Genomic DNA, 21,581 nt, shown 5'->3' on the forward strand with positions numbered 1-21,581 from the left:
CGGAGGAGTGCGAAGGTACCCTCAGCGCGGTCGGAAATCGCGCGACGAGTGCAAAGGCATAAGGGTGCTTAACTGCGAGACAGACACGTCGAGCAGGTGCGAAAGCAGGTCTTAGTGATCCGGTGGTTCTGTATGGAAGGGCCATCGCTCAACGGATAAAAGGTACTCCGGGGATAACAGGCTGATACTGCCCAAGAGTCCATATCGACGGCAGTGTTTGGCACCTCGATGTCGGCTCATCACATCCTGGGGCTGAAGCAGGTCCCAAGGGTATGGCTGTTCGCCATTTAAAGTGGTACGCGAGCTGGGTTTAGAACGTCGTGAGACAGTTCGGTCCCTATCTGCCGTGGGCGTCGGAGATTTGACAGGATCTGTCCTTAGTACGAGAGGACCGGGATGGACGCACCTCTGGTGTTCCGGTTGTCACGCCAGTGGCACTGCCGGGTAGCTAAGTGCGGAAGGGATAACCGCTGAAAGCATCTAAGCGGGAAACCCACCTGAAGATGAGATCTCCCTGGACCCTTGAGGTCCCTGTAGGGCCGTTGAAGACTACAACGTTGATAGGCTGGGTGTTGAAGCGCGGTAACGCGTGTAGCTAACCAGTACTAATTGCCCGTGCGGCTTGACCATATAACACCCAAAGTGTTGGTGGTCTCGTCTGACACATCACGAAGTACACAAGCCTAGAATGCATTCCGAATTCAGATGACATGGTCGCAACCGTGTGATCTGGCCAGTTTGTCTGGCGGCAATAGCGAGTAGGAACCACCCGATCCCATCCCGAACTCGGAAGTGAAACTGCTCTGCGCCGATGGTAGTGTGGGGCCTCCCCATGTGAGAGTAGGTCACCGCCAGGCATTGATCCGAAGCCCGGCTCCCAATTTGGGGGTCGGGCTTTTTTTATGCCTGGTGGTCGGGCAACCTGTTCGCGCATGGTGCCCCCACGGGAGGGGCACATGCGTTTTGAGGGTCAAGGTGAAGGAGCTTCTGTGCGAGGCAAGCGAACAGATGGCGGGCTGGTGATTGTGGGTCTTGTTCTACTGGGGATTGGGCTGTATGCGATCTTCGGCGGGCAACTGGCCTTTACCCCGATTGCGCCGCGCGAGGGTGCGGGCTTTGGGGGGCCTCTGGCGACGATCATCGGCGTCGCGTTCGTCATTGGTGGTCTGTACTTCCTGCGCGAATCCCGGCGGTAGGCTGGAACCTCGGGGATGCGATCCCCAAGAGGGCCAGGCTGGTGATGCAAGATAGTGTGCTTGGGAGTGGGCAGGACTGAGGAGTGCCAGCGAAGAAGAGGCTGGGCGTGGGGAGACGATCGCGAGGCTCAACAGGGTGCCGTGGTGCGCCAGTCAAAGCCTGTGTCTTGGGTGGCGATCGTGGTCTCGGCCGGATCGCAGTTCAGACCGGCCGCAAGCGCCTGGCGTGCGAGTTCCTCGTGGTTGTTGTCGCTGGAGAGGTGCATGCCCACGACGTGCCGGAGTCGCGCGCGGTCGATCTGGTTCAGGAGGCTGGTGGCGGCGTGGTTTGGAAGGTGGCCGTACCCGCCACCAATGCGCCGTTTGAGTGAGGCCGGGTAGCGTCCTGCGGCCAGCATCGCCGGGTCGTGGTTGCACTCGAGCAACAGCGCATCCGCGCCGTTGGCTATTTCGACCATGTGCGGCGAGATGTGACCCGCGTCGGTCATCAGGACCAGCCGGTGGTCGCCGTCCGAAAACGCGAACTGGGTTGGCTCTCGCGAGTCATGCGGCACCGTGAACGGCTGGATCCATGCGTCGTCGATGTCCAGCGGCGCATCCGCCGTGATTTCCTGGACGTGGGCGAAGCCGTCGTCGCGGGCGGCGAGCCGGGTACCGGGGCTGGTAAAGACGGTCAGGTCGTAGCGCCGGGATAACGGGGCGGCCGCACCAATGTGGTCGGCATGTTCATGGGTGACCAGGACCGCTGTGAGGTCGCTTGGCGCCAGATCGACCCGGGCCATGCGGCGCTCGAGTTCCTGTATGGAGAAGCCGCAGTCCACCAGTAGACGGGTGGAGCCGATCTCCACGATCAGGGCATTGCCCGAACTGCCGCTGCCAAGGGAGCAGAAGCGGATCATGGTGTGGGTCGCCCGGCTGCGCGCTTAGCGGAGGATCTGCTGCTCGATCCGCTCCAGGACGAACTCGGCATCGCGGCGGCGCAGGGAGTCGCCTTCAATGTCGCGCGCCTCGATGCGCAGGTCACCGTCCCCGATATCGCTTAGCCGCACCTGATAGCGCTCGTTCTCGCGCCGGTCGCCACCGCGGCCGAAGATGCGGCTGAAGAACCCGCCGCGTTCGCCTTCGCCCACCACGTCGGGCCGATAGGTGACTTCGAATGTCCCGGTATTGCGGTCCTGTTCGTCAACCAGCAGGCCGGCGCGATCGAGGAGGGTACCCATCCGGGACCACATACGATCGAAATCGCTGCCTATGACCAGCACCGGCTGGCCTTCGTGGTCCGTCTGGTGCAGTTCGGTGGGGCGGTCGCCTGGCGTTTCAGCGACCCGGGTGCCGCCTTCGGGCATCTCGCCGGTGGCGAGGAAGACCCGCAGGCGATTGAGCATCTCGGCCTCGAGTTCCGGGTCGGACGGCCGCATCGCCCAGCGCCAGGTCTCGCCCTCGGGTTCTTCCGATGCGCCCCGGTGGGAGATGTAGATCGCGGAGCGACCGTTTTCACGTTCCACGCGCAGGCGGTACCTGTCGCGAGTGTTGGCGTCGTAGACGTTGCCCAGGGCGCGGGCGAAGATGTTCTGCGTCCCACGCAGCGGGATCCCGGCGCGGTCTTCGGCCCATTCGGTTTCCATGATGCCGACCTGCGGCTCGTTCCGCTCCAGACGAAGGTTCTGGCTGTCCCAGAAGGCCGTCAGGCGATCCCAGAGCTCCTCGGGGGTGGCCTCGACGCTCAGCCAGCGGACGCTGCCCTCCCGCATCAGCTCGACCTCGGCGGTCTCCGGAAGCACTCGTGCGTCGCTGCGGACCGGGGCGGTGGTGCCCGCGGGCTGGCGCTGCTGCTGGCGGGCGGCGGAATCCTGTTGCATCTCGCGGGCGCTGACCCGTTCGCCCGGTGCATCCGGGATGCGGTAGGCGCGCTCGCTGTCGGGCGCGATCAGGTCCGGCGGGACCTCGAGGTTGTCCATCTGCCGGCTCATCTCGTACTCGGGGCCGGACTGGCGATCGCCCGAGGTCGAACACCCGGCGATGGCCAGCCCCGTGGCCAGGGCAAGGGCAGTGCGGGTCGCGTGGCGATGGAGCTTGGCAGACTGTTTCATGTCGGGGTTCAGACCTCTATGCCGGCCTGACGCATGGCGTCCAGGACCGGCGCATGGAAGGGTTCGGACAGCGGAGTCAGAGGCAGGCGGATGCCTTCCTCCATGAGCCCCATGCGATGCAGTGCCCATTTGACCGGGATCGGATTGGCCTCGAGGAACAGGGCCGAGTGCAGGCCGTCCAGCTGACGGTTGATCTCGCGCGCCTCGTCGGAGCGGCCCTCGCGCACGGCGCGGCACATGGCCGCCATCAGCCGGGGGGCCACGTTCGCGGTGACGGAGATGATCCCGTGGCCACCCGCGAGCAGGAAGGCGAGTCCGTTGCCGTCATCGCCGCTGTACAGGTCCATCCGATTGCCGACCCGGGCGACCAGCTCGGCGGTGCGCTCGTTGCTGGCGGTGGCTTCCTTGATCCCGATGATGTTCGGGATGTCGGCCAGGCGTTCCACCGTCTCGGGGAGCAGATCCACCGCGGTCCGGCCGGGTACGTTGTACAGGATCTGCGGGATGTCGACCGCCTCGGCGATGGCCTTGTGATGCAGATAAAGGCCTTCCTGGGTCGGCTTGTTGTAGTACGGCGACACCAGCAGGCAGGCATCTGCGCCGCCTTCCTTCGCGCAGCGGGTCAGGGCGATGGCCTCGCGGGTGGAATTCGCGCCGGTGCCCGCGATCACGGGGAGTCGCCCGCCCACGGTCTTCACCGTATGGGCGATGGCCTCGCAGTGCTCGTCGAAATCGAGGGTCGCGGATTCGCCGGTCGTGCCGACCGCGACAATGGCATCGGTGCCGGCCTCGATGTGGAATTCCAGGAGCCGATCCAGCGCGGGCCAGTCCAGGCTGCCGTCCGCGTGCATCGGGGTCGCCAGTGCGACCATGCTGCCTTGAAACATCGACTCCTCCAACAACGGGAATGGTGCAGTCTAACGGGCGGGTGACAAGGCATTCAAGATTCCCGGCCCCGCGGTCGTACTGACCGCCGGTTTCGGGCGCCATGCCGCCGTTGGCGCCGCCGGGGCAAGGTGGTATGTTGCGAGCCATCATGCCTGTTGCCGCTTTCATGCCAAGCCCCATCGGGCGACTGCCCGCCCCCGGCCCCGCGAGCAGCCGGCAGGTGGCGTATGGCTGAAGTGGTTGGCGCGGGTGCTCACACCCACCTGATCCTCAACCTGATCGGACCGGACCAACCCGGTCTGGTCTCCAGTGTGACGCGCGTAATCGTCGATACCGGCTGCAATCTCGAATCCAGCCGGATCACGGTCGTGGGCGGCTATTGCTGCATGGCCCTCAGTGCCAGCGGCAACTGGAAGACCCTGGGCACGCTGGAATCGCGCCTGGAGCGCCTGGAGGCGGAGATGGGCCTGGTCGTGGTGGCCCGTCGTGGCCCCCTCGAGGAGCGCCCCGAGGCGGCCATGCCCTATGCCGTGGACGCGGTGGCGCTGGACGCCCCGGGCCTGCTGAATGCCCTGGCCGACTTCTTCACCAGTCGCGGCGTCAATCTGCGTGACGTCCAGACCCGGGTCTATATCGCCCAGCAGACCGGGGCGCGCATGTTCGCGGCCAACATGGTGGTGGACATCCCCGCGGGACAGCACCTTGCCAGTCTGCGTGGCGAATTCATGGATTTTTGTGACGAACTGAACGTGGATGGTGTGCTGGACCCGATCAAGGCCTGATGTGGCCGGGCCTTTCGCGTCGCAGTCCACGCATTGCCACCTTAAGTTTCACGATTCGAGGAGAAACGCCTGATGAGCATCGCAATCGACCAGCCCGTTCCCGCCGACCTGTGCGTCCCGGCGACCAGCGACCAGACTCTGGGGCCGGCCGACTTCAAGGGCCGTATCGTGGTCCTGTACTTCTACCCCAAGGACAGCACGCCGGGCTGTACCAACGAGAGCCGTGACTTCGCCGCCAACCTGGATGCCTTCGATGCGGCCGGGGCCGTGATCCTTGGCGTGTCGCGCGACAGCGTGAAGAGTCACGAGAATTTCCGCACCAAGCAGGAACTGCCATTCGACCTGTTGAGCGATGGCGACGAGACGCTGTGCAACGCCTTCGATGTCATCAAGATGAAAAACATGTATGGCAAGCAGGTACGAGGCATCGAGCGCTCCACATTCCTGATCGATGCCGACGGCGTGCTGCGCAAGGAGTGGCGCAAGGTGAAGGTGCCGGGGCACGTGGACGAGGTCCTCGCCACGGTGCGCGAACTCGCCGGGAGCTGACCCCTTTCCCTATCCCCGTTCCGGAGGCGCCATGACCGCGACCGACCAGGATCCGAAACGCCTGCTTGTCCTGGACACCAACGTCCTGATGCACGACCCGACGGCGCTGTTCCGCTTCAAGGAACACGACATCTTCCTGCCGATGGTCGTGCTCGAGGAGCTCGACCGGGGCAAGAAGGGGGTTTCCGAGGTCGCGCGCAATGTGCGCCAGGTCTCGCGCTTCATCGATGAACTGACCACCGGCGCCCTGCACGAGCAGATCGCCGCCGGGCTGCCGCTGCAGGCGGACTCCCTCAGCGAGTCGACCTTCGCCCCCACCGGGCGCCTGTTCTTCCAGACGCGCAACCTCGCCTCCACCCTGCCGTCCTCGCTACCAGGCTCCTCGGCCGACAACGACATCCTCGCCACCGCCCAGGCCCTGAAGACAGAATACCCCGACACCCCGGTCACGCTGGTGTCCAAGGACATCAATCTGCGCATCAAGGCCGCGGTGATCGGCCTGCACGCGGAGGACTACTACAACGACCAGGTGCTGGACGACGTCAGCCTGCTGTTCTCCGGCATGACCGAATTGCCGGAGGACTTCTGGGAGACGCACGGGTCCAGGATGGACTCCTGGCAGGAATCCGGCCGCACGTATTATCGCGTGACCGGCCCGCTGGTCGGCGAGTGGCAGCCGAACCAGTTCGTCTACCGAGAGGGCGAGAACCCGCTATCCGCGATCGTGCTGGAGATTGACCAGCCGAACGAGTCGGCGGTGATCGAGCTGGTCGACGACTACATGACCCCCCGCCACAGCGTCTGGGGCATCAATGCTCGCAACCGCGAACAGAATTACGCCCTGAACCTGCTGATGGACCCGGAGGTGGATTTCGTCTCGCTGCTGGGCGCCGCCGGCACCGGCAAGACGCTGCTGACCCTGGCCGCCGGGTTGGCGCAGACTCTGGAAGACAATACCTACAAGGAGATCATCATGACCCGGGTCACGGTCCCGGTGGGCGAGGACATCGGCTTCCTGCCCGGGACCGAAGAGGAAAAGATGACCCCGTGGATGGGGGCCCTGATGGACAACCTCGAGGTGCTGGCCAAGTCCGAGGGCGCCGGTGACTGGGGGCGCGCGGCGACCAACGACGTGCTGACCAGCCGCATCAAGATCCGCTCGCTGAACTTCATGCGCGGGCGCACTTTCCTCAACCGCTACATCATCCTCGACGAGGCCCAGAACCTGACCTCCAAGCAGATGAAGACCCTGATCACCCGCGCCGGGCCGGGGACCAAGGTGGTGGCGCTGGGCAACATCGCGCAGATCGACACCCCGTATCTGACCGAGACTTCCAGCGGGCTAACCTATGTAGTGGACCGGTTCCGCAACTGGACCCACAGCGGACACATCACGCTGACCCGCGGGGAGCGCTCGCGGCTCGCGGATTACGCCTCGAATCACTTGTAGGGTTCGGGTTTCCCCCCGTCATTGCGAGGAGCCGAAGGCGACGCGGCAACCTCCATCCGGAACCACCAGGCCCTAGCTCGTTGCCAGCTTCGGGAGATTGCCGCGTCGCTGCGTTCCTCGCAATGACGGTGCTATTGGCGGGGCGCGGGGGGGCGAATGGGGCGTCAGCCGTCCTCGCTGTAGCGCACGCAGGCGCGGTCGGTCTCCCACAGGGTCAGGGCGTGCATGCGCAGGCCCGGGCGGTTGAGGCGCCCGGCCATCTCGCGGAAGAACCACTGGGCGATGTTCTCGGCCGTCGGGTTGACCGTGTCGAACGGCGGGACGTCGTTCAGGTAGCGGTGGTCCAGCTGCCCGGCGATCTCGCGCGCGGCGGTCTTGACCACCTTGAAGTCCACCGCCATGCCGGAATCGTCCAGGGTCTCGGCCTGGACCTCGGCCTCCACCTTCCAGTTGTGCCCGTGCATGTTCGCGCATTGCCCCGGGTAGTCGCGCAGGGTATGCGCGGAGGCAAAGTCGGTCAGGACGCGGAGGGTATAACGGGCACTCATGGATCGATTCCGGCTAGCGCGACCGTCGCGGCCGCGGGGATGTTCAGCCCGCGAAGCCTAGCCGGCCGCCGTCGTCCGCGCAATTCTCCTGCCCGAAGGCGTGGCGAATCGCGGCCAGGACACCCGCGGTATCGAGGCCGCAGTCGGCCAGGATCTGCTCGCGCGAGCCGTGCTCGGTGAACTGGTCCGGGATGCCCAGCACCTGGCAGGGGAGCGTCACGCCCTCGGCGGAGAGCCATTCCAGCACGGCGCTGCCGGCGCCCCCGGCGCGGGCGTGGTCCTCGAGCGTGACGAAGCCCTCGTGGCTGGCGGCCAGCTGCGCCAGCAGCCCCGTGTCCAAGGGCTTGATGAAGCGCATGTTGACCACGGTGGCATCCAGCGCCTCGCCGGCCTCCAGGGCGGTCTCCAGCAGTGCGCCAAAGCTGAGGATGGCCAGGCCCCGGCCCTCGCGAACCACTTCGGCGCGGCCGACCGGCAGGGTCTCCAGGTCTTCGGGGCCGCCTTCCGGCAGCTCGCCGGGCCCGCCGCCGCGCGGGTAGCGTACCGCTGCCGGGCCGTTGTGGGCGTATCCGGTGGAGAGCATCTGGCGGCACTCGCGCTCGCTGGCCGGTGCCATCAAGAGCATGTTCGGGACCGTGCGCAGCAGCGCGGTATCGAAGGTGCCGGCATGGGTCGGGCCGTCGGCGCCCACAATCCCGGCGCGGTCCACCGCGAACAGTACGGGCAGATTCTGCAGCGCGACGTCATGGATCACCTGGTCCATCGCCCGCTGCAGGAACGTCGAGTAGATCGCGACGACGGGCTTCTGGCCCTCGCAGGCCATTCCGGCGGCGAGTGTGACCGCGTGCTGTTCGGCGATGCCGACGTCGAAATAGCGCCCGGGGAACTGCTCCGAGAATGTTACCAGGCCGGAGCCCTCGCGCATCGCCGGCGTGATGCCCAGCAGGCGCTCGTCGGCCGTGGCCTGGTCGCACAGCCACTGGCTGAAGATGTCGGTATAGCTGGGGGCCTTCGGACCGGACGGGGCAAGACCATTTTCCGGCTCGAACTTGGACACGCCGTGGTAGCGGCAGGGGTCTTCCTCGGCCGGCGCGTAGCCCTGGCCCTTGCGCGTGACCACGTGCAGCAGCTGGGGGCCCTGGGTGGTGCGCAGGTTCTTCAGGATCGAGGTCAGCCCGTTGACGTCGTGCCCGTCCACCGGGCCGAAGTAGCGAAAGCCCAGTTCCTCGAACAGCGTCCCGGGCACGAACATGCCCTTCATGTGTTCCTCGGCGCGCTGGGCGAAGGCCTTCATTGGCGGCACGAATTCCAGCATGCGCTTGGAGCCCTCGCGCACCGAGCTGTACAGCGGGCCGGACAGCAACCGGGTGAAGTACTGGTTCAGCGCGCCGACGTTGGGCGAGATCGACATGTCGTTGTCGTTCAGGATCACCAGCAGATTGCAGTCGAGATCCCCGATATGGTTCAACGCCTCGAACGCCATGCCTGCGGTCATCGCCCCGTCGCCGATCACCGCGACGTGGCGCCGGTCCAGTCCCGCGTGCTTCGCCGCCAGGGCCATGCCGGCGGCGGCACTGATCGAGGTGCTGGAGTGGCCGGCCCCGAAGGCGTCGTACTCGCTCTCCGCGCGCTTGGGGAAGCCGGCCAGACCGCCGTACTGGCGCAGGCTGGCCATCCCCTCCCGGCGTCCGGTCAGAATCTTGTGGGCGTAGGCCTGATGGCCGACGTCCCAGACGATGCGGTCATCGGGAGTGTCGAAGGCGTAGTGCAGCGCGATGGCGAGCTCCACGGTTCCCAGGTTCGCGGCCAGATGCCCGCCGGTGCGCGAGACACTCTCGATCAGGAACTGCCGCAGCTCGCCGGCCACCGCGGCGAGGTCCGAGGCCGGGCGTTCCCGCAGGTCGGCGGGCCATTCGATTGCATCCAGCAGGGGAGTGGGGGTCATCGCAGAGGCCGGTTCAATTCATGCGGTCGACGATGTAACGCGCCAGGAAGCGAAGCAAGTCCGCCTCCTGGCCGAAGGGTTGCAGTTCGGCGAGCGCCTCGTCGATCAGCGCCACCGCCCGCTCGCGCGACGCCTCCAGGCCCTGCAGCGAGGGGAAGGTGGGCTTGTGCAGGCGTGCATCGGCGCCGCAGGCCTTGCCCAGGACCTCGGGATCGCCTTCGACGTCGAGGACGTCGTCGCGGATCTGGAACGCCAGGCCGATGCATTCGGCATAGCGTGTCAGACGCCCCAGCGCCTCGGGGTCCGGTGTGCCCGCCAGGGCGCCCAGCCGGACCGAGGCGCGGATCAGGGCACCCGTCTTGAGCCGGTGCATGCGCTCCAGCTCCGGCAGGTCGATGGGCTGGCCGCAGGCGCCGAGGTCGATCGCCTGACCGCCGGCCATGCCGTGCAGGCCGGCCGCCCCCGCCAGTTCGCGCACGGCGTGCAGCCCTGTCGCCCCGGGCAGTTCCGCCACGCCGCCGGTCAGCACGTCGAAGGCCAGCGCCTGCAGGGCGTCCCCGGCCAGAATGGCCGTGGCCTCGTCGAAGGCCTTGTGGCAGGTGGGGCGGCCGCGGCGCAGGTCGTCATCGTCCATCGCCGGCAGGTCGTCGTGGATCAGGGAGTAGACGTGGATCATCTCCACGGCCGCGGCCATTGCGTCCAGGGCCGCGTCCGGGGCGGCGGTGGTCCGTCCGGCCGCGTACACCAGTACCGGGCGCAGGCGTTTGCCACCGGACAGCGTGGCGTAGCGCATGGCCTCGATCAGGCGCGGGTCCGGGGCGCCGTCTACGGCCAGGTGGCGGTCGAGAACGGCCTCGATGCGCTGCTGGTAGTGGGACAGGGCCTGTTCGGCATCGATGGCGGTCAACGGCATTTCGCTAGAACGGGACATCGGGATCCGTGCTGTCGTTCGGCTCCGCTGTCCGGGGAACGTTCGTGTTCCCGCCGTGGTCATTCTGGGCAGAGGCGTCCGCCGGTGTCTCTTGTGCCAGGGCCTCGATGCGGCGCTGAGCATCGTCGAGGGCGCGCTGACAGCGGTTGACGAGTTCCATGCCGCGCTGGAATTCGCCCAGCGACTGCTCCAGGCCCAGCTCGCCGGACTCCATCCGGGCAACCAGGGCCTCCAGGGCTTCCAGGCTGGCTTCGAATTCCGCCGGGCTGTCGGCGCTGGAAGGGTCGGTCATGATGGATCACCGGGTCGAAAAGGTGAGAAAGTATCCGATCCGCTGCGGCGAGGAAAGACGTACCGCCGGTCCGCCCTTGATTATGGGACAGACGCCCCCATGATGCGGAGGGCTTCCGGTTGACACTGAACCGGGCGCGGACTAGAGTTTTCGTACAGTTTAGACCCAGTCTAAACCGCCGTCTGCACAGGCATTCCTGTGGTTGTGTAGAACCCATAGAGAGAAGGAGAGCACCATGGATCTGAAAGGCAGCAAGACCGAAGAAGCCCTGAAAGAGGCCTTTGCCGGCGAATCGATGGCCAATCGCCGTTACCTGTACTTCGCTTCCAAGGCGGACGTCGAAGGCTACAACGACGTGGCCACCGTGTTCCGTTCCACCGCGGAAGGCGAAACCGGCCACGCCCACGGCCATCTCGAGTACCTCGAGAGCTGCGGCGACCCGGCCACCGGCCTGGAATTCGGTTCCACCTCCGCGAACCTGAAGACCGCCGTGGCCGGCGAGACCCACGAGTACACCGACATGTACCCGGGCATGGCCAAGACCGCGCGCGACGAAGGCTTCGACGAAGTCGCCGACTGGTTCGAAACCCTGGCCAAGGCGGAGCGTTCCCACGCCAACCGCTTCCAGAAGGCGCTGGACCAGCTGGACGACTGATCGTCTCCTGCCTGGGAAGTATGCGGGGCCGGTTACCGGCCCCGTTTTCCGGGAGACACGGAACAGCCTGTGGGCGGTACCTGAAGGCCGGGCCCGCATGTTGTTCCGTGTTTCCCCCGAAGCATCGTACTGATACGGACACCGGAGGGATGCATGTCTGCGCCGACGCACCAACGTGAAGGAAGTCTCGAAGCCCCGACCCGTCATCCGCTGGACTGGAAGAACCCCGAGTTCTACAACGAGGAATCGCTGTTCAGCGAACTCGAGCGGGTCTTTGATATCTGTCACGGCTGCCGTCGCTGCGTAAGCCTGTGCAACTCCTTCCCGACCCTGTTCGACCTGGTCGATGAGTCCGAGACCCTGGAGGTCGACGGGGTCGACAAGAAGGACTACTGGCAGGTGGTCGATCACTGCTACCTGTGTGATCTGTGCTACCTGACCAAGTGCCCCTACGTGCCGCCGCACGAGTGGAACGTGGACTTCCCGCACCTGATGCTGCGGGCCAAGGCCTTCCGCTACCAGAACGAGGGCGCCAAGACCTCGCACAAGCTGATGTCCAGCACGGACATGGTCGGCAAGCTGGCCGGCATCCCGGTGGTGGCCGGCGCGGTCAACGCCGCGAACAAGAACGGCGCGGTGCGCAAGATGCTGGACAAGACCATGGGCGTGCATCCCGATGCCCCGGTCCCCGAATACCACTCCAGCAAGGGCCGCTCGCGCTTGGCCAAGACGGCGAAGGGCGTCAGCAATCCCGAGCCGGCTGGTGCCACGCAGGGCAAGGTGGCCCTCTACGCGACCTGCTATGGCAACTACAACGAACCGCACCTGGTCGAGGATCTGGTCAAGGTCTTCGAGCACAACGGTATCGAGGTCACCCTGGTCGACAAGGAACAGTGCTGCGGCATGCCCAAGCTCGAGCTGGGCGACCTGGAGTCGGTGGAGGCCTCCAAGGACGCGAACATCCCGGCGATGAAGCGGATGATCGACCAGGGCTACGACATCGTCGCCCCGGTGCCGTCCTGTGTGCTGATGTTCAAGCAGGAACTGCCGTTGATGTTCCCGGACGACGCCGACGTGATCACCGTTCGCGACCGTATCTTCGATCCGTTCGAGTACCTGATGGAACGGCACAAGGACGGCAAGCTCAACACCGACTTCCCCGAGAAGCTGGGCAAGATCGCCTACCACGCCGCCTGCCACCTGCGGGTGCAGAACATGGGGCTCAAGACCCGCGACCTGCTCAAGCTGGTACCGGATACCGAGATTGACGTGATCGAGCGCTGCTCGGGGCACGACGGGACCTACGGCGTGAAGAGCGAGTTCTACGAGACGGCCAGCAAGATCTGCCGGCCGGTGGTCAGCCGGGTGCAGAAGGCCGAGTCGGATCACTACTCGAGCGACTGCCCGATGGCCGGCCACATGATCGAGAACGGGCTGCAGGGCAAGGGCGAGGACAAGGCGCCCGAGCACCCGCTGACCCTGTTGCGCCAGGCCTACGGGCTGTAAGCGCCGTTTCGAACGGCACACAGGATCAGGCAAGGGCGTGAACAAGCGCCCATGAACGGAGAGAACACATGGCCAGTGACAGCTACCACGAACCGGTCGAGGAACTGAGCGACGAGTCGCGCGAAATGCACCGCGCGATCGTCTCGCTGATGGAAGAGCTCGAAGCGGTGGACTGGTACCAGCAGCGCATCGACGGCTGCAAGGACGAAGAACTCAAGGCGATCCTCGCGCACAACCGTGACGAGGAGATCGAGCATGCCGCGATGGTGCTGGAGTGGATCCGCCGCCATAACCCGGTGTTCGACCACGAATTGAAAGACAACCTCTGGTCCGACAAGGACTATACGAAGACGGGGCACCACGATCACTGAGGGGTGCCGGTCCTGGCGGACCTGTCCGACGAGACGGAGGTATCGAGATGCAGATGGAGGCAAGTGTGGACAAGCTGAGTCGTGACGACCTGTATACGCTGGAGAAGTACCACGAGGTGCGGTCCCAGTTCCGTAGCGAAGTAATGCAGCACAAGCGCAACCGCGTCGTGCAGGTGGGCCCGGCCGTGACCCTGCACTTCGAGGATCGCACCACCATGCAGTACCAGATCCAGGAGATGCTGCGGGTCGAGAAGATCTTCGATGCCGAGGGCATCCAGGACGAGCTGGACGCCTACAACCCGCTGATCCCGGATGGTTCCAACTGGAAGGCGACCATGATGGTCGAGTACCCGGACGTGGACGAGCGCAAGGTGCAGTTGTCCAAGCTGATTGGCATCGAGCGCAAGACCTACGTGCAGGTCGCGGGCCATGACAAGGTCTACCCGATTGCGAACGAGGACCTCGATCGCGAGACCGACGACAAGACCTCCTCGGTGCACTTCCTGCGCTTCGAGCTGACGCCGGAGATGGTCTCCGCGGCCAAGTCGGGGGCGGCGATCGCCATCGGGGTGGAGCACGAGAACTACAACCATCGGCTGGACGCGGTCGCCGAAGGCACCCGCGAATCGCTGGTGGCCGACCTCGACGCCGTCAACTAACGCCGCGCGTTCCCGCGCATCGCAAAGGCGCCTCCGGGCGCCTTTTTTGTGTCTCCATGATGCCGGCCAACAGGCTGGCCGTGGCCCGGCATCCGGTGTTTGCGTGCCTTCGTCCGGCCGCCTGCCGGGTTAGGCTGGTCCTGGTCCATCGTTTGGTGTTTACGGTGGTTTCGGTCCGCATACTGCCGAGCGCTGACTCGCCAGCGCGCCGCGAGGTACTTCTTTGCTCGTGCAAAGAAGTACCCAAGAAACACGCCCGACTGCCGCGACCCCGGCCCGCTGCGCGGGCCGGGGTTTCCCTCGCTCCGAGGCTTTTCGCGGGCGGCGCTGAACTCGCTGCGCCTTCGGCTCCGCTCAGACATCCAGCGCCTCTGATCCCGCGAAAACCCTCTCCGCTCGGCGCGACGACAACGGGGAGGCAGGTCAAAACAACGGCCGTCCCGACGATATTGCGAGTAGACGAAGGCTAGGTCTTCGGACATCTGGGCACGCTCGGCCTTCGGCCGTTGCGTGCCGCGCCCGCGAAGCGGGCGCCGGGGGCTTTCGGGTGGCGATGCCTATGGTTAGGCAGAAGCGTAGGGATACGGTCGGTTTTGACCTACTCCTCCCGTATGGAGCCCCTTGCGGAAGGGTGCTCGGGCCGGCCCGTTTTATACAAATTCGGGGCGCTGGATGTCTGAGCGAAGCGCAGCGTCGCGAGTTCAGCGCCGCCGGCCCGAGGGCCCTGGAGCAAGGTTCCCGGGCGGAATCCGGGTGCCCTTCTTTGGGTCCTTTCTTGGGCAAGCAAGAAAGGACCTCGCGGCGCGCTGGCGAGTCAGCGCCAGGCAGGCGGCGGACCGAAGGCACGTAAACACCGGATGATGAACCAAGGCCAGCCTCACAGCGGCAGGCGGAAAGCGCTACAGGGCGTCGAGGACTTCGGAGAGGCGCGAGACGGGGATGACCTCCATCCCCTTGATCGGCTTGCGCGGCGCGTTCGCCGCCGGCGCGATGGCGCGGGTATAGCCATGCTTGGCCGCCTCGCGCAGGCGTTCCTCGCCGTTCGGGACCGGCCGGATCTCGCCGGCCAGGCCGACCTCGCCGAACGCCAGCAGCTCCTGCGGCAGGGCGCGGTCGCGGAAGCTGGACAGCGCGGCCGCCAGCATCGGCAGGTCGGCGGCGGTCTCGGTCACGCGCACGCCCCCGACCACATTGATGAATACGTCCTGGTCGAACAGGGCCACGCCCCCGTGCCGGTGGAGCACGGCCAGCAGCATGGTCAGCCGGTTCTGCTCCAGCCCGACAGTGATGCGCCGCGGCTGCGAGGCATGGCTCTCGGCGACCAGGGCCTGCACCTCGACCAGCAGCGGGCGCGTGCCCTCGCGGGTCACCATGACCACGCTGCCGGGCACCGGGCCCTGGTGTCGCGACAGGAAGATCGCGGAAGGGTTGGAGACCGCCTTCAGACCGTTCTCCAGCATGGCGAACACACCCAGCTCGTTGACGGCGCCGAAACGGTTCTTGACCGCGCGCAGCATGCGGTAGCGCCCGTCCGGGTCCCCCTCGAAATACAGCACGGTGTCGACCATGTGCTCGAGCACGCGGGGGCCGGCGAGCTGGCCGTCCTTGGTCACATGCCCGACCAGAATCACGGTAATGCCGCGCTGCTTGGCCATGCGCACCAGGGCCGCGGCGCTTTCGCGAACCTGGCCGACCGAGCCGGGGGCGGATTGCAGCGCGGCGGTGTAGAGCGTCTGGATGGAGTCGATCACCAGCACGCGCGGGCGTTCGCGTTCGCAGGTGGCGATCACGTTCTCCACCTGGGTCTCGGTCAGCAGGCGGAGCCCGTCGACCTCCAGCCCGAGTCGCCGGGCACGCATGCCGATCTGCTGGGCCGATTCCTCGCCGGTCACGTAGAGGGTGTCGCCGACGGGCAGCATCGCCAGGGTCTGCAGCAGCAGGGTGGACTTGCCGATGCCCGGGTCGCCGCCCAGCAGGACCACGGAACCATGCACCAGGCCGCCACCCAGGGCGCGGTCCAGTTCCGACAGTCCGGTGCTGGTGCGCGGCACCTCGGCCATCTCGACCTCGCCGAGCCGGGTGATGCCCGCGACCTCGCCCGCATAGCCGCCGCGCGGCCCGGCGCTGGCGGCCGGTGCGGCTTCTTCCAGGGTGTTCCAGGCGCCGCAGTCGCCGCACTGACCGGCCCACTTGGGGCTGATTGCGCCGCAGGCCTGGCAGACGTACTGGGTTTTGTTCTTGGCCATCAGGGGGTCCGGGTTGTCGGGGCTTCCGGCAGGTCGGGCGCGACAACGCGCACGGTGCGGATGGTGTTGTTCTTGATCTGGGCGATGTCCATCACCACGCCGTTGATCTTCACGCTCACCGGGGCCTCGGGGATGCTCTCCAGGTGCTCGACGATCAGGCCGCTGAGGGTCTTGGGGCCGTCCTGCGGCAGGTCCAGGCCGAGGGCGCGGTTGAGTTCGCGCAGGTGGATGCCGCCGTCGACCATGGCGGAGCCGTCCTCCTGGCGCAGCACGTCGTCGCTCATCGCCGGGGAGTCGGTGGTGAACTCGCCCACGATTTCCTCCAGCAGATCCTCCAGCGTGATCAGGCCTTCGATGTCGCCGTATTCGTCCACCACCAGGCCGATGCGCTTTTTCTGCTGCTGGAAGTTGATCAGCTGGCGGTTGAGCGCCGTGCCCTCCGGGATGAAATAGGGCGGGGTCACGATCTGGCGCAGGTCGTCGGGACCGAACGCGTCACGCTCGACCAGCGGCAGCACGTCGCGGCGGTGAATGAAGCCGACGATGTGGTCCAGCTCGCCTTGCACCACCGGCAGGCGGGTAAAGCTGCCGTGGATCAGCTGATCCTCGACCTCGTTCCAGGGCTCGTTCAGGTCGATCACCACGATCTCGTTGCGCGGGATCATGATGTCCTCGACGGTGGTGCGTTCCAGGTCCAGCAGGTTCAGCAGCATGCGCTGGTGGTTGGCCGGGATCAGCGCGCCGGCCTCGGAGACCACGCTGCGCAACTCGTCGGTGTTCAGGGCGGCGCGCTGGCCGGCATTCATGTGGACGCCGAACAGGCGCAGTACACCGTTCGCCATCAGGTTGATCAGCCAGACCACCGGCCACATGAACTTGATCAGCCCGGAGTAGACCCAGGCGGCCGGGTAGGCGATGCGTTCACTGTGCAGGGCTGCGAGGGTCTTTGGCGCAGTCTCGGCGAAGATCAGCAGGGTCAGGGTCAGGACGCCCGTGGCGATGGCCACCCCGGTATCGCCAAACAGGCGCCAGCCGATGAAGGTGGCGATCTGGGCGATGAGGATATTGACGAAGTTGTTGCCCAGCAGGATCAGGCCGATCAGCCGATCCGGCTTGTCCAGTAGCTGCGCAGCCCGCTGGGCGCCCCGATGTCCGGTCTGCGCGCGGTGCCGCATGCGGTAGCGGTTGAGCGCCATCAGCGCCGTCTCCGACCCGGAGAAGAAAGCCGACAGCAGGAACAGCACCACCAGGGCGCCGAACAGGACGTACAGCGGGATCTCTTGCAACGGCGCGGCCTGCGGTCAGGGTTGATCGAGCGGGCGGGATGCCATGGTCGGGTTCATTTCAGGCAAGGGCCGCCGGGGTGTCAAGCCGCCCCCGCTGCGTTCAGACGCGCCCGAGGATCACTTCCAGCACCAGCTTGGAGCCGAAATAGGCCAGCACCAGCACCACGAAGCCGCCGGTGGTCCAGGCCAGCGCGCGGGTGCCGCGCCAGCCCAGGCGCCAGCGCCCGATCAGCAGGGTCGAGAAGATCAGCCAGGCCAGGATTGACAGCGTGGTCTTGTGGACCAGGTGCTGGGCGAACAGGTTGTCCACGAATACCAGACCGGACAGCAGGCTGAGCCCGAGGAACAGCCAGCCAATAAAGATCATCCGGAACAGCCAGACCTCCATCGAGAACAAGGGCGGCAGGGCGCGCACGAAACCCGAGGCATGGTGATTGTGCAGCGCACGATGCTGGGCGGCCATCACCGCGGCCTGTGCGGTGGACAGCGCGAGGAACGCCCAGCCCAGTGCCGAGAACAGGATGTGCAGGTCGATCCCGGCCGAGGTGGCGTAGCGCGTATCGCCGTCACACAAAAGGGCGGTGAGGACGGCCAGCGCGGTCAGCGGCAGGATCACGACCCCGAGGATGGCAAGGGGGTGGCGCCAGCTCGTCAGCCACAGCAGTGCGGCCACCAGCCACAGCGAGGCCGAGAGGGCGTTGCCCAGGCACAGGTTGAGCCCGGCCTCGGTCAGCACCATCGGCAGCAGTGCACCCAGATGGGCCACAAGGGCCAGTCCCCACAGGCCCAGGGCCGCTCGCGGCTGGCCGGCTGTCAGCGGCTGGCGCCGGGCGGTGACAGCCAGGTAGCCCGCGGTGACGAGATACAGCGCGACGGCGAGGAGTCCGATGGCAATGCTCATGACGCCGGATTATCGCTGCTACGCGGGCGGATTGCACATGCCGGCGGTCGTTCCGGGGCGCGCGTCGGCCGCTCTCTCCCGCGGGCCTGCATGCAAGGGTGCGAGACCGGTATACTGTTCGGTCCCGTGGCCGGTGCAGACCGCCGGTCACCGACGATCCAGACGAGGACAGACGATGTTCGACGGCCTTTCCAGCCGCCTGCAGGAGACCATGAAGCGCCTGAAGGGTCAGGCGCGGCTCACCGAGGACAACATCCAGGACGCCCTGCGCGAGGTGCGCATGGCGCTGCTGGAGGCCGACGTGGCCCTGCCGGTAGTGCGCGAGTTCATCAAGGACGTCAAGGAAAAGGCGCTGGGCAAGGAGGTCATCGGCAGCCTGACGCCGGGCCAGGCCCTGATCAAGGTCGTCCACGATGAACTGATCGCGACCATGGGGGGCGAGAACGCCTCGCTGAATCTCGCCCATCAGCCGCCTGCGGTGGTGCTGGTGGCCGGTCTCCAGGGCGCGGGCAAGACCACCAGTATCGGCAAGCTCGCGCGCCTGCTGCGCGAGCGCGAAAAGAAAAAGGTCGCAGTCGTCAGCTGCGACGTCTACCGTCCCGCGGCGATTCAGCAGCTGGAGACCCTGGCCGGTCAGGTCGAAGTCACGTTCTATCCCAGCGATACCAGCCAGAAGCCCGAGGCGATCGCCAGCGACGCGGTTGCCCGCGCCCGCCGCGAGGGCGTCGAGGTGCTGCTGGTGGACACCGCCGGTCGCCTGCATGTCGATGAGGACATGATGGCCGAGGTCAAGGCCCTGCATCAGGCGATCGACCCGATCGAGACCCTGTTCGTGGTCGATTCCATGACCGGGCAGGACGCCGCGAACACCGCGCGCGCCTTCGGCGAGGCGCTGCCACTGACCGGCGTGGTGCTGACCAAGGCGGATGGTGATGCCCGCGGGGGCGCGGCCCTTTCGGTGCGCCAGATCACGGGCGTGCCGATCAAGTTCATCGGCATGGGCGAGCGCCCGGACGCCCTGGAACCATTCCACCCCGAGCGCATCGCCTCGCGTATCCTGGGCAAGGGCGATGTATTGTCGCTGGTCGAGGAGGCCAGCCGCCAGGTCGACCAGGATCAGGCCGAGAAGCTGACCCGCAAGTTGAAGAAGGGCCGCGGGTTTGACCTGAACGACCTGCGCGACCAACTGGGGCAGATGCAGAAGATGGGCGGCATGAGCTCCATGCTCGAGAAGCTCCCCGGTGGCGGCAAGCTGCCGGATGCGGTAAAGAATCAGGCCAACGACAAGGAGATCGGCCGCATGATGGCCGTGATCTCGTCGATGACGGAGCACGAAAGGCGCCACCCGGATGTCATCAAGGGTTCGCGCAAGCGCCGCATCGCGGCCGGTTCCGGCACCCAGATCCAGGATGTGAATCGCCTGCTCAAGCAGCACACGCAGATGAGCAAGGCAATGAAGAAATTCTCCAAGGGCGGTGCATCGAAGATGATGCGGGCCCTGGGGGGCAAGATGGGCGGTATGGGGGGCATGGGTGGCCCCGGCGGCGGGATGCCGTTCCGCTAGTGATTAATGTGCGCGCGAACGACGGTCCGTTACGCGAGGGAGGCCCGGGGCTTCCCTTGTGTTACTGGCCGGATTCGTTATAATCGCGCGTTTTCTCGAGAAAACGGACTCACGGGGTTCAACACTACATGGTTACGATTCGCCTGCTACGCCGCGGCGCCAAGAAGCGCCCGTTTTATTCGATCGTGGTTACCGATTCCCGCGCTCGTCGCGATAGCGGCTACAAGGAGCAGATCGGGTTCTTTAATCCGGTGGCCCGCGGTCAGGAAGAACCGCTGCGCATCGATCTCGAGCGCGTGGACTACTGGCTGGGTCACGGCGCCGGCATGTCCGAGCGCGTGAACCACCTGGTCAAGGGCTACCGTAAGCAGCAGCAGTCCGCGGCGGCCTGAGGTCGTCCGGTCGCTGTACTGACGCTTGGCTGCGGTCATGAACGAGGCGGGTGAGCGCATCCGCGTCGGACGTGTCTCCGGGGTCTATGGCGTCAAGGGCTGGGTCCGGGTCTTTTCCGAGACCGAGCCCCGCGCCGCGATCACCGAGTTCCCGCAGTTGTGGATGCACTACGGGAACGACTGGCGCCTGGTCGAGATCGAGGGTGGGCGCGCCCACGGGCAAGGGGTCGTGATGAAGTTCCGCGAAGCCGCGGACCGCGATTCGGCCTACGGTCTGATCGGTTCCGAGCTCGCGATCGAGCGCGACTGGCTGCCGCCGGCCGAGGATGGGGCCTATTACTGGGCCGACCTGCTGGGCATGGCGGTGGAGAATCAGGACGGCACGCCGCTGGGGACCATCTCGGGCTTCATCGAGACCGGTGCCAACGATGTGCTGGTGGTCCGGGGCGATCGCGAACGCCTGGTTCCGTGGGTGCGCGAGCAGTACGTGCTGGACGTGGATCTGGAGGCCCGCCGCGTGCGGGTCGACTGGGATCCGGATTTCTGAAGCGGCGCCGGTGCGTTTCGACGTTATCTCGCTGTTCCCGGAACTGGTCGCGGCGGTTGGCGAATCCGGCGTGACCGGGCGGGCCGTTGAGCGCGGCCGCCTGGAGCTGAAATCCTGGAACCCGCGCGCCTGGGGCGCCGGTTTCCACCAGGCCGTGGACGATCGCCCGTACGGCGGGGGCCCCGGCATGGTGATGCAATACGCACCGCTGGCGGCCGCGCTGTACGCGGCGCGGGCGGATGCGGCAACGCCGCTGTACGTGATCGCGCTGACCCCGCAGGGGCGGCCGATCCGCCAGGCGATGCTGCAGGAGCTGTCCGCACGGCCGCGCGTGGCGCTGGTCTGCGGGCGCTACGAGGGCATCGACGAGCGCTTCATCGAGGCGCAGGTCGACGAGGAATGGTCGCTCGGCGACTTCGTGCTCTCGGGCGGCGAACTCGCGGCGATGGCGGTGATTGATGGCTGTGCCCGGCTGCTTCCCGGGGTTCTCGGGCACGCGGATTCCGCCGACCAGGATTCCTTCAGTGCGGGGCTGCTGGATTGCCCGCACTACACCCGTCCGGAGACGGTCGCCGGGCGGGCCGTACCGCCAGTGCTGCTGGGGGGTGACCACGGCGCGATTCGGCGCTGGCGCCGCCGCGAGGCACTGGGCAGGACCTGGAGCCGGCGGCCGGACCTGCTGGCCCGGCTGGAACTCGGGGCCGAGGATGCGGCCCTGTTGGATGAATACCGTGTGAGTGGCCATAACGGCGGCTCGCGCACCGAAAGCGATGATTGAGGTCG

Annotated in this window: 23 protein-coding genes and 2 rRNA genes (1 of these 25 only partly in view); 15 read left to right on the plus strand and 10 right to left on the minus strand. The window is 66.3% G+C overall.

The window, feature by feature from the left end:
• From F572_RS0104485 to F572_RS0104495, 3 genes are all read left to right on the plus strand, one after another.
• Positions 1 to 630: ribosomal RNA gene (locus F572_RS0104485) — 23S ribosomal RNA — on the plus strand (it extends 2,249 nt beyond the left edge of the window).
• A 111-nt stretch (positions 631 to 741) separates the two neighbouring features.
• Positions 742 to 857, plus strand: a 5S ribosomal RNA gene (rrf, locus tag F572_RS0104490).
• A 132-nt stretch (positions 858 to 989) separates the two neighbouring features.
• Positions 990 to 1,196, plus strand: coding sequence for a hypothetical protein (locus tag F572_RS0104495; protein WP_017940780.1), 207 nt, complete (start codon positions 990 to 992; stop codon positions 1,194 to 1,196).
• A gap of 128 nt (positions 1,197 to 1,324) precedes the next feature.
• On the opposite strand, the gene F572_RS0104500 is transcribed toward F572_RS0104495, so the two are convergent.
• The 3 genes from F572_RS0104500 to dapA are packed head-to-tail and all read right to left on the minus strand — an operon-like array spanning position 1,325 to position 4,173.
• Complete coding sequence (locus F572_RS0104500; protein WP_017940779.1) at positions 1,325 to 2,095, minus strand: MBL fold metallo-hydrolase; 771 nt, start codon at positions 2,093 to 2,095, stop codon at positions 1,325 to 1,327.
• A gap of 24 nt (positions 2,096 to 2,119) precedes the next feature.
• A complete protein-coding gene (gene bamC, locus F572_RS0104505; RefSeq protein ID WP_017940778.1) occupies positions 2,120 to 3,286 on the minus strand; it encodes an outer membrane protein assembly factor BamC in 1,167 nt (388 codons plus the stop codon).
• 8 nt (positions 3,287 to 3,294) lie between these two features.
• Complete coding sequence (gene dapA, locus F572_RS0104510) at positions 3,295 to 4,173, minus strand: 4-hydroxy-tetrahydrodipicolinate synthase (protein WP_017940777.1); 879 nt, start codon at positions 4,171 to 4,173, stop codon at positions 3,295 to 3,297.
• Between the two features lie 228 nt (positions 4,174 to 4,401).
• Between dapA and F572_RS0104515 the strand changes: the two genes are divergently transcribed.
• From F572_RS0104515 to F572_RS0104525, 3 genes are all read left to right on the plus strand, one after another.
• Complete coding sequence (locus tag F572_RS0104515; protein WP_017940776.1) at positions 4,402 to 4,956, plus strand: glycine cleavage system protein R; 555 nt, start codon at positions 4,402 to 4,404, stop codon at positions 4,954 to 4,956.
• Between the two features lie 72 nt (positions 4,957 to 5,028).
• Entirely contained in the window at positions 5,029 to 5,505 is a 477-nt protein-coding gene (locus F572_RS0104520; RefSeq protein WP_017940775.1) for a peroxiredoxin, read from the plus strand.
• Between the two features lie 31 nt (positions 5,506 to 5,536).
• Positions 5,537 to 6,955 (plus strand): PhoH family protein, encoded by a 1,419-nt coding sequence (locus F572_RS0104525; RefSeq protein WP_017940774.1) that lies wholly within the window; start codon positions 5,537 to 5,539, stop codon positions 6,953 to 6,955.
• Positions 6,956 to 7,119: 164 nt separating this feature from the next.
• Here F572_RS0104525 and queD read toward each other — a convergent pair whose 3' ends face one another.
• Genes queD through F572_RS0104545 form a run of 4 tightly spaced genes read right to left on the minus strand, consistent with a single transcriptional unit; the run spans position 7,120 to position 10,671 of the window.
• Positions 7,120 to 7,503, minus strand: coding sequence for a 6-carboxytetrahydropterin synthase QueD (queD, locus tag F572_RS0104530; protein WP_017940773.1), 384 nt, complete (start codon positions 7,501 to 7,503; stop codon positions 7,120 to 7,122).
• Between the two features lie 43 nt (positions 7,504 to 7,546).
• Positions 7,547 to 9,448 (minus strand): 1-deoxy-D-xylulose-5-phosphate synthase, encoded by a 1,902-nt coding sequence (dxs, locus tag F572_RS0104535; protein WP_017940772.1) that lies wholly within the window; start codon positions 9,446 to 9,448, stop codon positions 7,547 to 7,549.
• 13 nt (positions 9,449 to 9,461) lie between these two features.
• Positions 9,462 to 10,355 carry a (2E,6E)-farnesyl diphosphate synthase gene (ispA, locus tag F572_RS0104540; RefSeq protein ID WP_026142901.1) on the minus strand — a complete coding sequence of 298 codons (894 nt, stop codon included), beginning with the start codon at positions 10,353 to 10,355 and terminating at the stop codon, positions 9,462 to 9,464.
• A gap of 10 nt (positions 10,356 to 10,365) precedes the next feature.
• Positions 10,366 to 10,671 (minus strand): exodeoxyribonuclease VII small subunit, encoded by a 306-nt coding sequence (locus F572_RS0104545; protein ID WP_017940770.1) that lies wholly within the window; start codon positions 10,669 to 10,671, stop codon positions 10,366 to 10,368.
• 235 nt (positions 10,672 to 10,906) lie between these two features.
• On the opposite strand from F572_RS0104545, the gene F572_RS0104550 reads away from it, so the two are divergent.
• From F572_RS0104550 to F572_RS15895, 5 genes are all read left to right on the plus strand, one after another.
• Positions 10,907 to 11,326, plus strand: a complete 420-nt coding sequence (locus tag F572_RS0104550) for a rubrerythrin family protein (RefSeq protein WP_017940769.1) — start codon at positions 10,907 to 10,909, stop codon at positions 11,324 to 11,326.
• 153 nt (positions 11,327 to 11,479) lie between these two features.
• Positions 11,480 to 12,832, plus strand: a complete 1,353-nt coding sequence (locus F572_RS0104555; protein ID WP_017940768.1) for a heterodisulfide reductase-related iron-sulfur binding cluster — start codon at positions 11,480 to 11,482, stop codon at positions 12,830 to 12,832.
• A 68-nt stretch (positions 12,833 to 12,900) separates the two neighbouring features.
• On the plus strand, positions 12,901 to 13,203 hold the full coding sequence (locus F572_RS0104560) for an encapsulin-associated ferritin-like protein (RefSeq protein ID WP_017940767.1): 303 nt from the start codon (positions 12,901 to 12,903) through the stop codon (positions 13,201 to 13,203).
• A 47-nt stretch (positions 13,204 to 13,250) separates the two neighbouring features.
• Positions 13,251 to 13,862: a DUF3501 family protein gene (locus F572_RS0104565; protein ID WP_017940766.1), complete on the plus strand. Its 612-nt coding sequence runs from the start codon at positions 13,251 to 13,253 to the stop codon at positions 13,860 to 13,862.
• Between the two features lie 482 nt (positions 13,863 to 14,344).
• Positions 14,345 to 14,542 (plus strand): hypothetical protein, encoded by a 198-nt coding sequence (locus F572_RS15895; RefSeq protein WP_081601973.1) that lies wholly within the window; start codon positions 14,345 to 14,347, stop codon positions 14,540 to 14,542.
• A gap of 219 nt (positions 14,543 to 14,761) precedes the next feature.
• On the opposite strand, the gene radA is transcribed toward F572_RS15895, so the two are convergent.
• From radA to F572_RS0104580, 3 genes are all read right to left on the minus strand, one after another.
• Positions 14,762 to 16,108, minus strand: a complete 1,347-nt coding sequence (gene radA, locus F572_RS0104570) for a DNA repair protein RadA (RefSeq protein ID WP_017940487.1) — start codon at positions 16,106 to 16,108, stop codon at positions 14,762 to 14,764.
• Positions 16,108 to 17,394, minus strand: a complete 1,287-nt coding sequence (locus F572_RS0104575) for an HlyC/CorC family transporter (RefSeq protein ID WP_017940486.1) — start codon at positions 17,392 to 17,394, stop codon at positions 16,108 to 16,110. Before F572_RS0104575 ends, radA begins: the two co-directional genes overlap by 1 nt.
• Positions 17,395 to 17,494: 100 nt before the next feature.
• Positions 17,495 to 18,295, minus strand: a complete 801-nt coding sequence (locus F572_RS0104580; RefSeq protein ID WP_017940485.1) for an inner membrane protein YpjD — start codon at positions 18,293 to 18,295, stop codon at positions 17,495 to 17,497.
• A gap of 175 nt (positions 18,296 to 18,470) precedes the next feature.
• Here F572_RS0104580 and ffh point away from each other — a divergent pair, with 175 nt between their 5' ends.
• The 4 genes from ffh (at position 18,471) to trmD (ending at position 21,576) form a co-directional block, all read left to right on the plus strand.
• Positions 18,471 to 19,859 (plus strand): signal recognition particle protein, encoded by a 1,389-nt coding sequence (ffh, locus tag F572_RS0104585; protein WP_017940484.1) that lies wholly within the window; start codon positions 18,471 to 18,473, stop codon positions 19,857 to 19,859.
• A gap of 128 nt (positions 19,860 to 19,987) precedes the next feature.
• On the plus strand, positions 19,988 to 20,251 hold the full coding sequence (rpsP, locus tag F572_RS0104590) for a 30S ribosomal protein S16 (protein WP_017940483.1): 264 nt from the start codon (positions 19,988 to 19,990) through the stop codon (positions 20,249 to 20,251).
• A 37-nt stretch (positions 20,252 to 20,288) separates the two neighbouring features.
• Positions 20,289 to 20,798, plus strand: coding sequence for a ribosome maturation factor RimM (rimM, locus tag F572_RS0104595; RefSeq protein WP_017940482.1), 510 nt, complete (start codon positions 20,289 to 20,291; stop codon positions 20,796 to 20,798).
• 10 nt (positions 20,799 to 20,808) lie between these two features.
• A complete protein-coding gene (trmD, locus tag F572_RS0104600; RefSeq protein ID WP_017940481.1) occupies positions 20,809 to 21,576 on the plus strand; it encodes a tRNA (guanosine(37)-N1)-methyltransferase TrmD in 768 nt (255 codons plus the stop codon).
• The last annotated feature ends 5 nt before the right edge of the window (positions 21,577 to 21,581 follow it).

The organism is Thioalkalivibrio sp. ALE14 (assembly GCF_000376845.1).
In the GTDB taxonomy this organism is placed as follows: domain Bacteria; phylum Pseudomonadota; class Gammaproteobacteria; order Ectothiorhodospirales; family Ectothiorhodospiraceae; genus Thioalkalivibrio.

Excerpts from the sequence above, each read along its gene's own strand:
- F572_RS0104500 (WP_017940779.1), bottom strand. The coding sequence starts at position 2,095 with ATGATCCGCTTCTGCTCCCTTGGCAGCGGCAGTTCGGGCAATGCCCTG.
- bamC (WP_017940778.1), bottom strand. The coding sequence starts at position 3,286 with ATGAAACAGTCTGCCAAGCTCCATCGCCACGCGACCCGCACTGCCCTT.
- dapA (WP_017940777.1), bottom strand. The coding sequence starts at position 4,173 with ATGTTTCAAGGCAGCATGGTCGCACTGGCGACCCCGATGCACGCGGAC.
- F572_RS0104515 (WP_017940776.1), top strand. The coding sequence starts at position 4,402 with ATGGCTGAAGTGGTTGGCGCGGGTGCTCACACCCACCTGATCCTCAAC.
- F572_RS0104520 (WP_017940775.1), top strand. The coding sequence starts at position 5,029 with ATGAGCATCGCAATCGACCAGCCCGTTCCCGCCGACCTGTGCGTCCCG.
- F572_RS0104525 (WP_017940774.1), top strand. The coding sequence starts at position 5,537 with ATGACCGCGACCGACCAGGATCCGAAACGCCTGCTTGTCCTGGACACC.
- queD (WP_017940773.1), bottom strand. The coding sequence starts at position 7,503 with ATGAGTGCCCGTTATACCCTCCGCGTCCTGACCGACTTTGCCTCCGCG.
- dxs (WP_017940772.1), bottom strand. The coding sequence starts at position 9,448 with ATGACCCCCACTCCCCTGCTGGATGCAATCGAATGGCCCGCCGACCTG.
- F572_RS0104545 (WP_017940770.1), bottom strand. The coding sequence starts at position 10,671 with ATGACCGACCCTTCCAGCGCCGACAGCCCGGCGGAATTCGAAGCCAGC.
- F572_RS0104550 (WP_017940769.1), top strand. The coding sequence starts at position 10,907 with ATGGATCTGAAAGGCAGCAAGACCGAAGAAGCCCTGAAAGAGGCCTTT.
- F572_RS0104555 (WP_017940768.1), top strand. The coding sequence starts at position 11,480 with ATGTCTGCGCCGACGCACCAACGTGAAGGAAGTCTCGAAGCCCCGACC.
- F572_RS0104560 (WP_017940767.1), top strand. The coding sequence starts at position 12,901 with ATGGCCAGTGACAGCTACCACGAACCGGTCGAGGAACTGAGCGACGAG.
- F572_RS0104565 (WP_017940766.1), top strand. The coding sequence starts at position 13,251 with ATGCAGATGGAGGCAAGTGTGGACAAGCTGAGTCGTGACGACCTGTAT.
- radA (WP_017940487.1), bottom strand. The coding sequence starts at position 16,108 with ATGGCCAAGAACAAAACCCAGTACGTCTGCCAGGCCTGCGGCGCAATC.
- F572_RS0104580 (WP_017940485.1), bottom strand. The coding sequence starts at position 18,295 with ATGAGCATTGCCATCGGACTCCTCGCCGTCGCGCTGTATCTCGTCACC.
- ffh (WP_017940484.1), top strand. The coding sequence starts at position 18,471 with ATGTTCGACGGCCTTTCCAGCCGCCTGCAGGAGACCATGAAGCGCCTG.
- rpsP (WP_017940483.1), top strand. The coding sequence starts at position 19,988 with ATGGTTACGATTCGCCTGCTACGCCGCGGCGCCAAGAAGCGCCCGTTT.
- rimM (WP_017940482.1), top strand. The coding sequence starts at position 20,289 with ATGAACGAGGCGGGTGAGCGCATCCGCGTCGGACGTGTCTCCGGGGTC.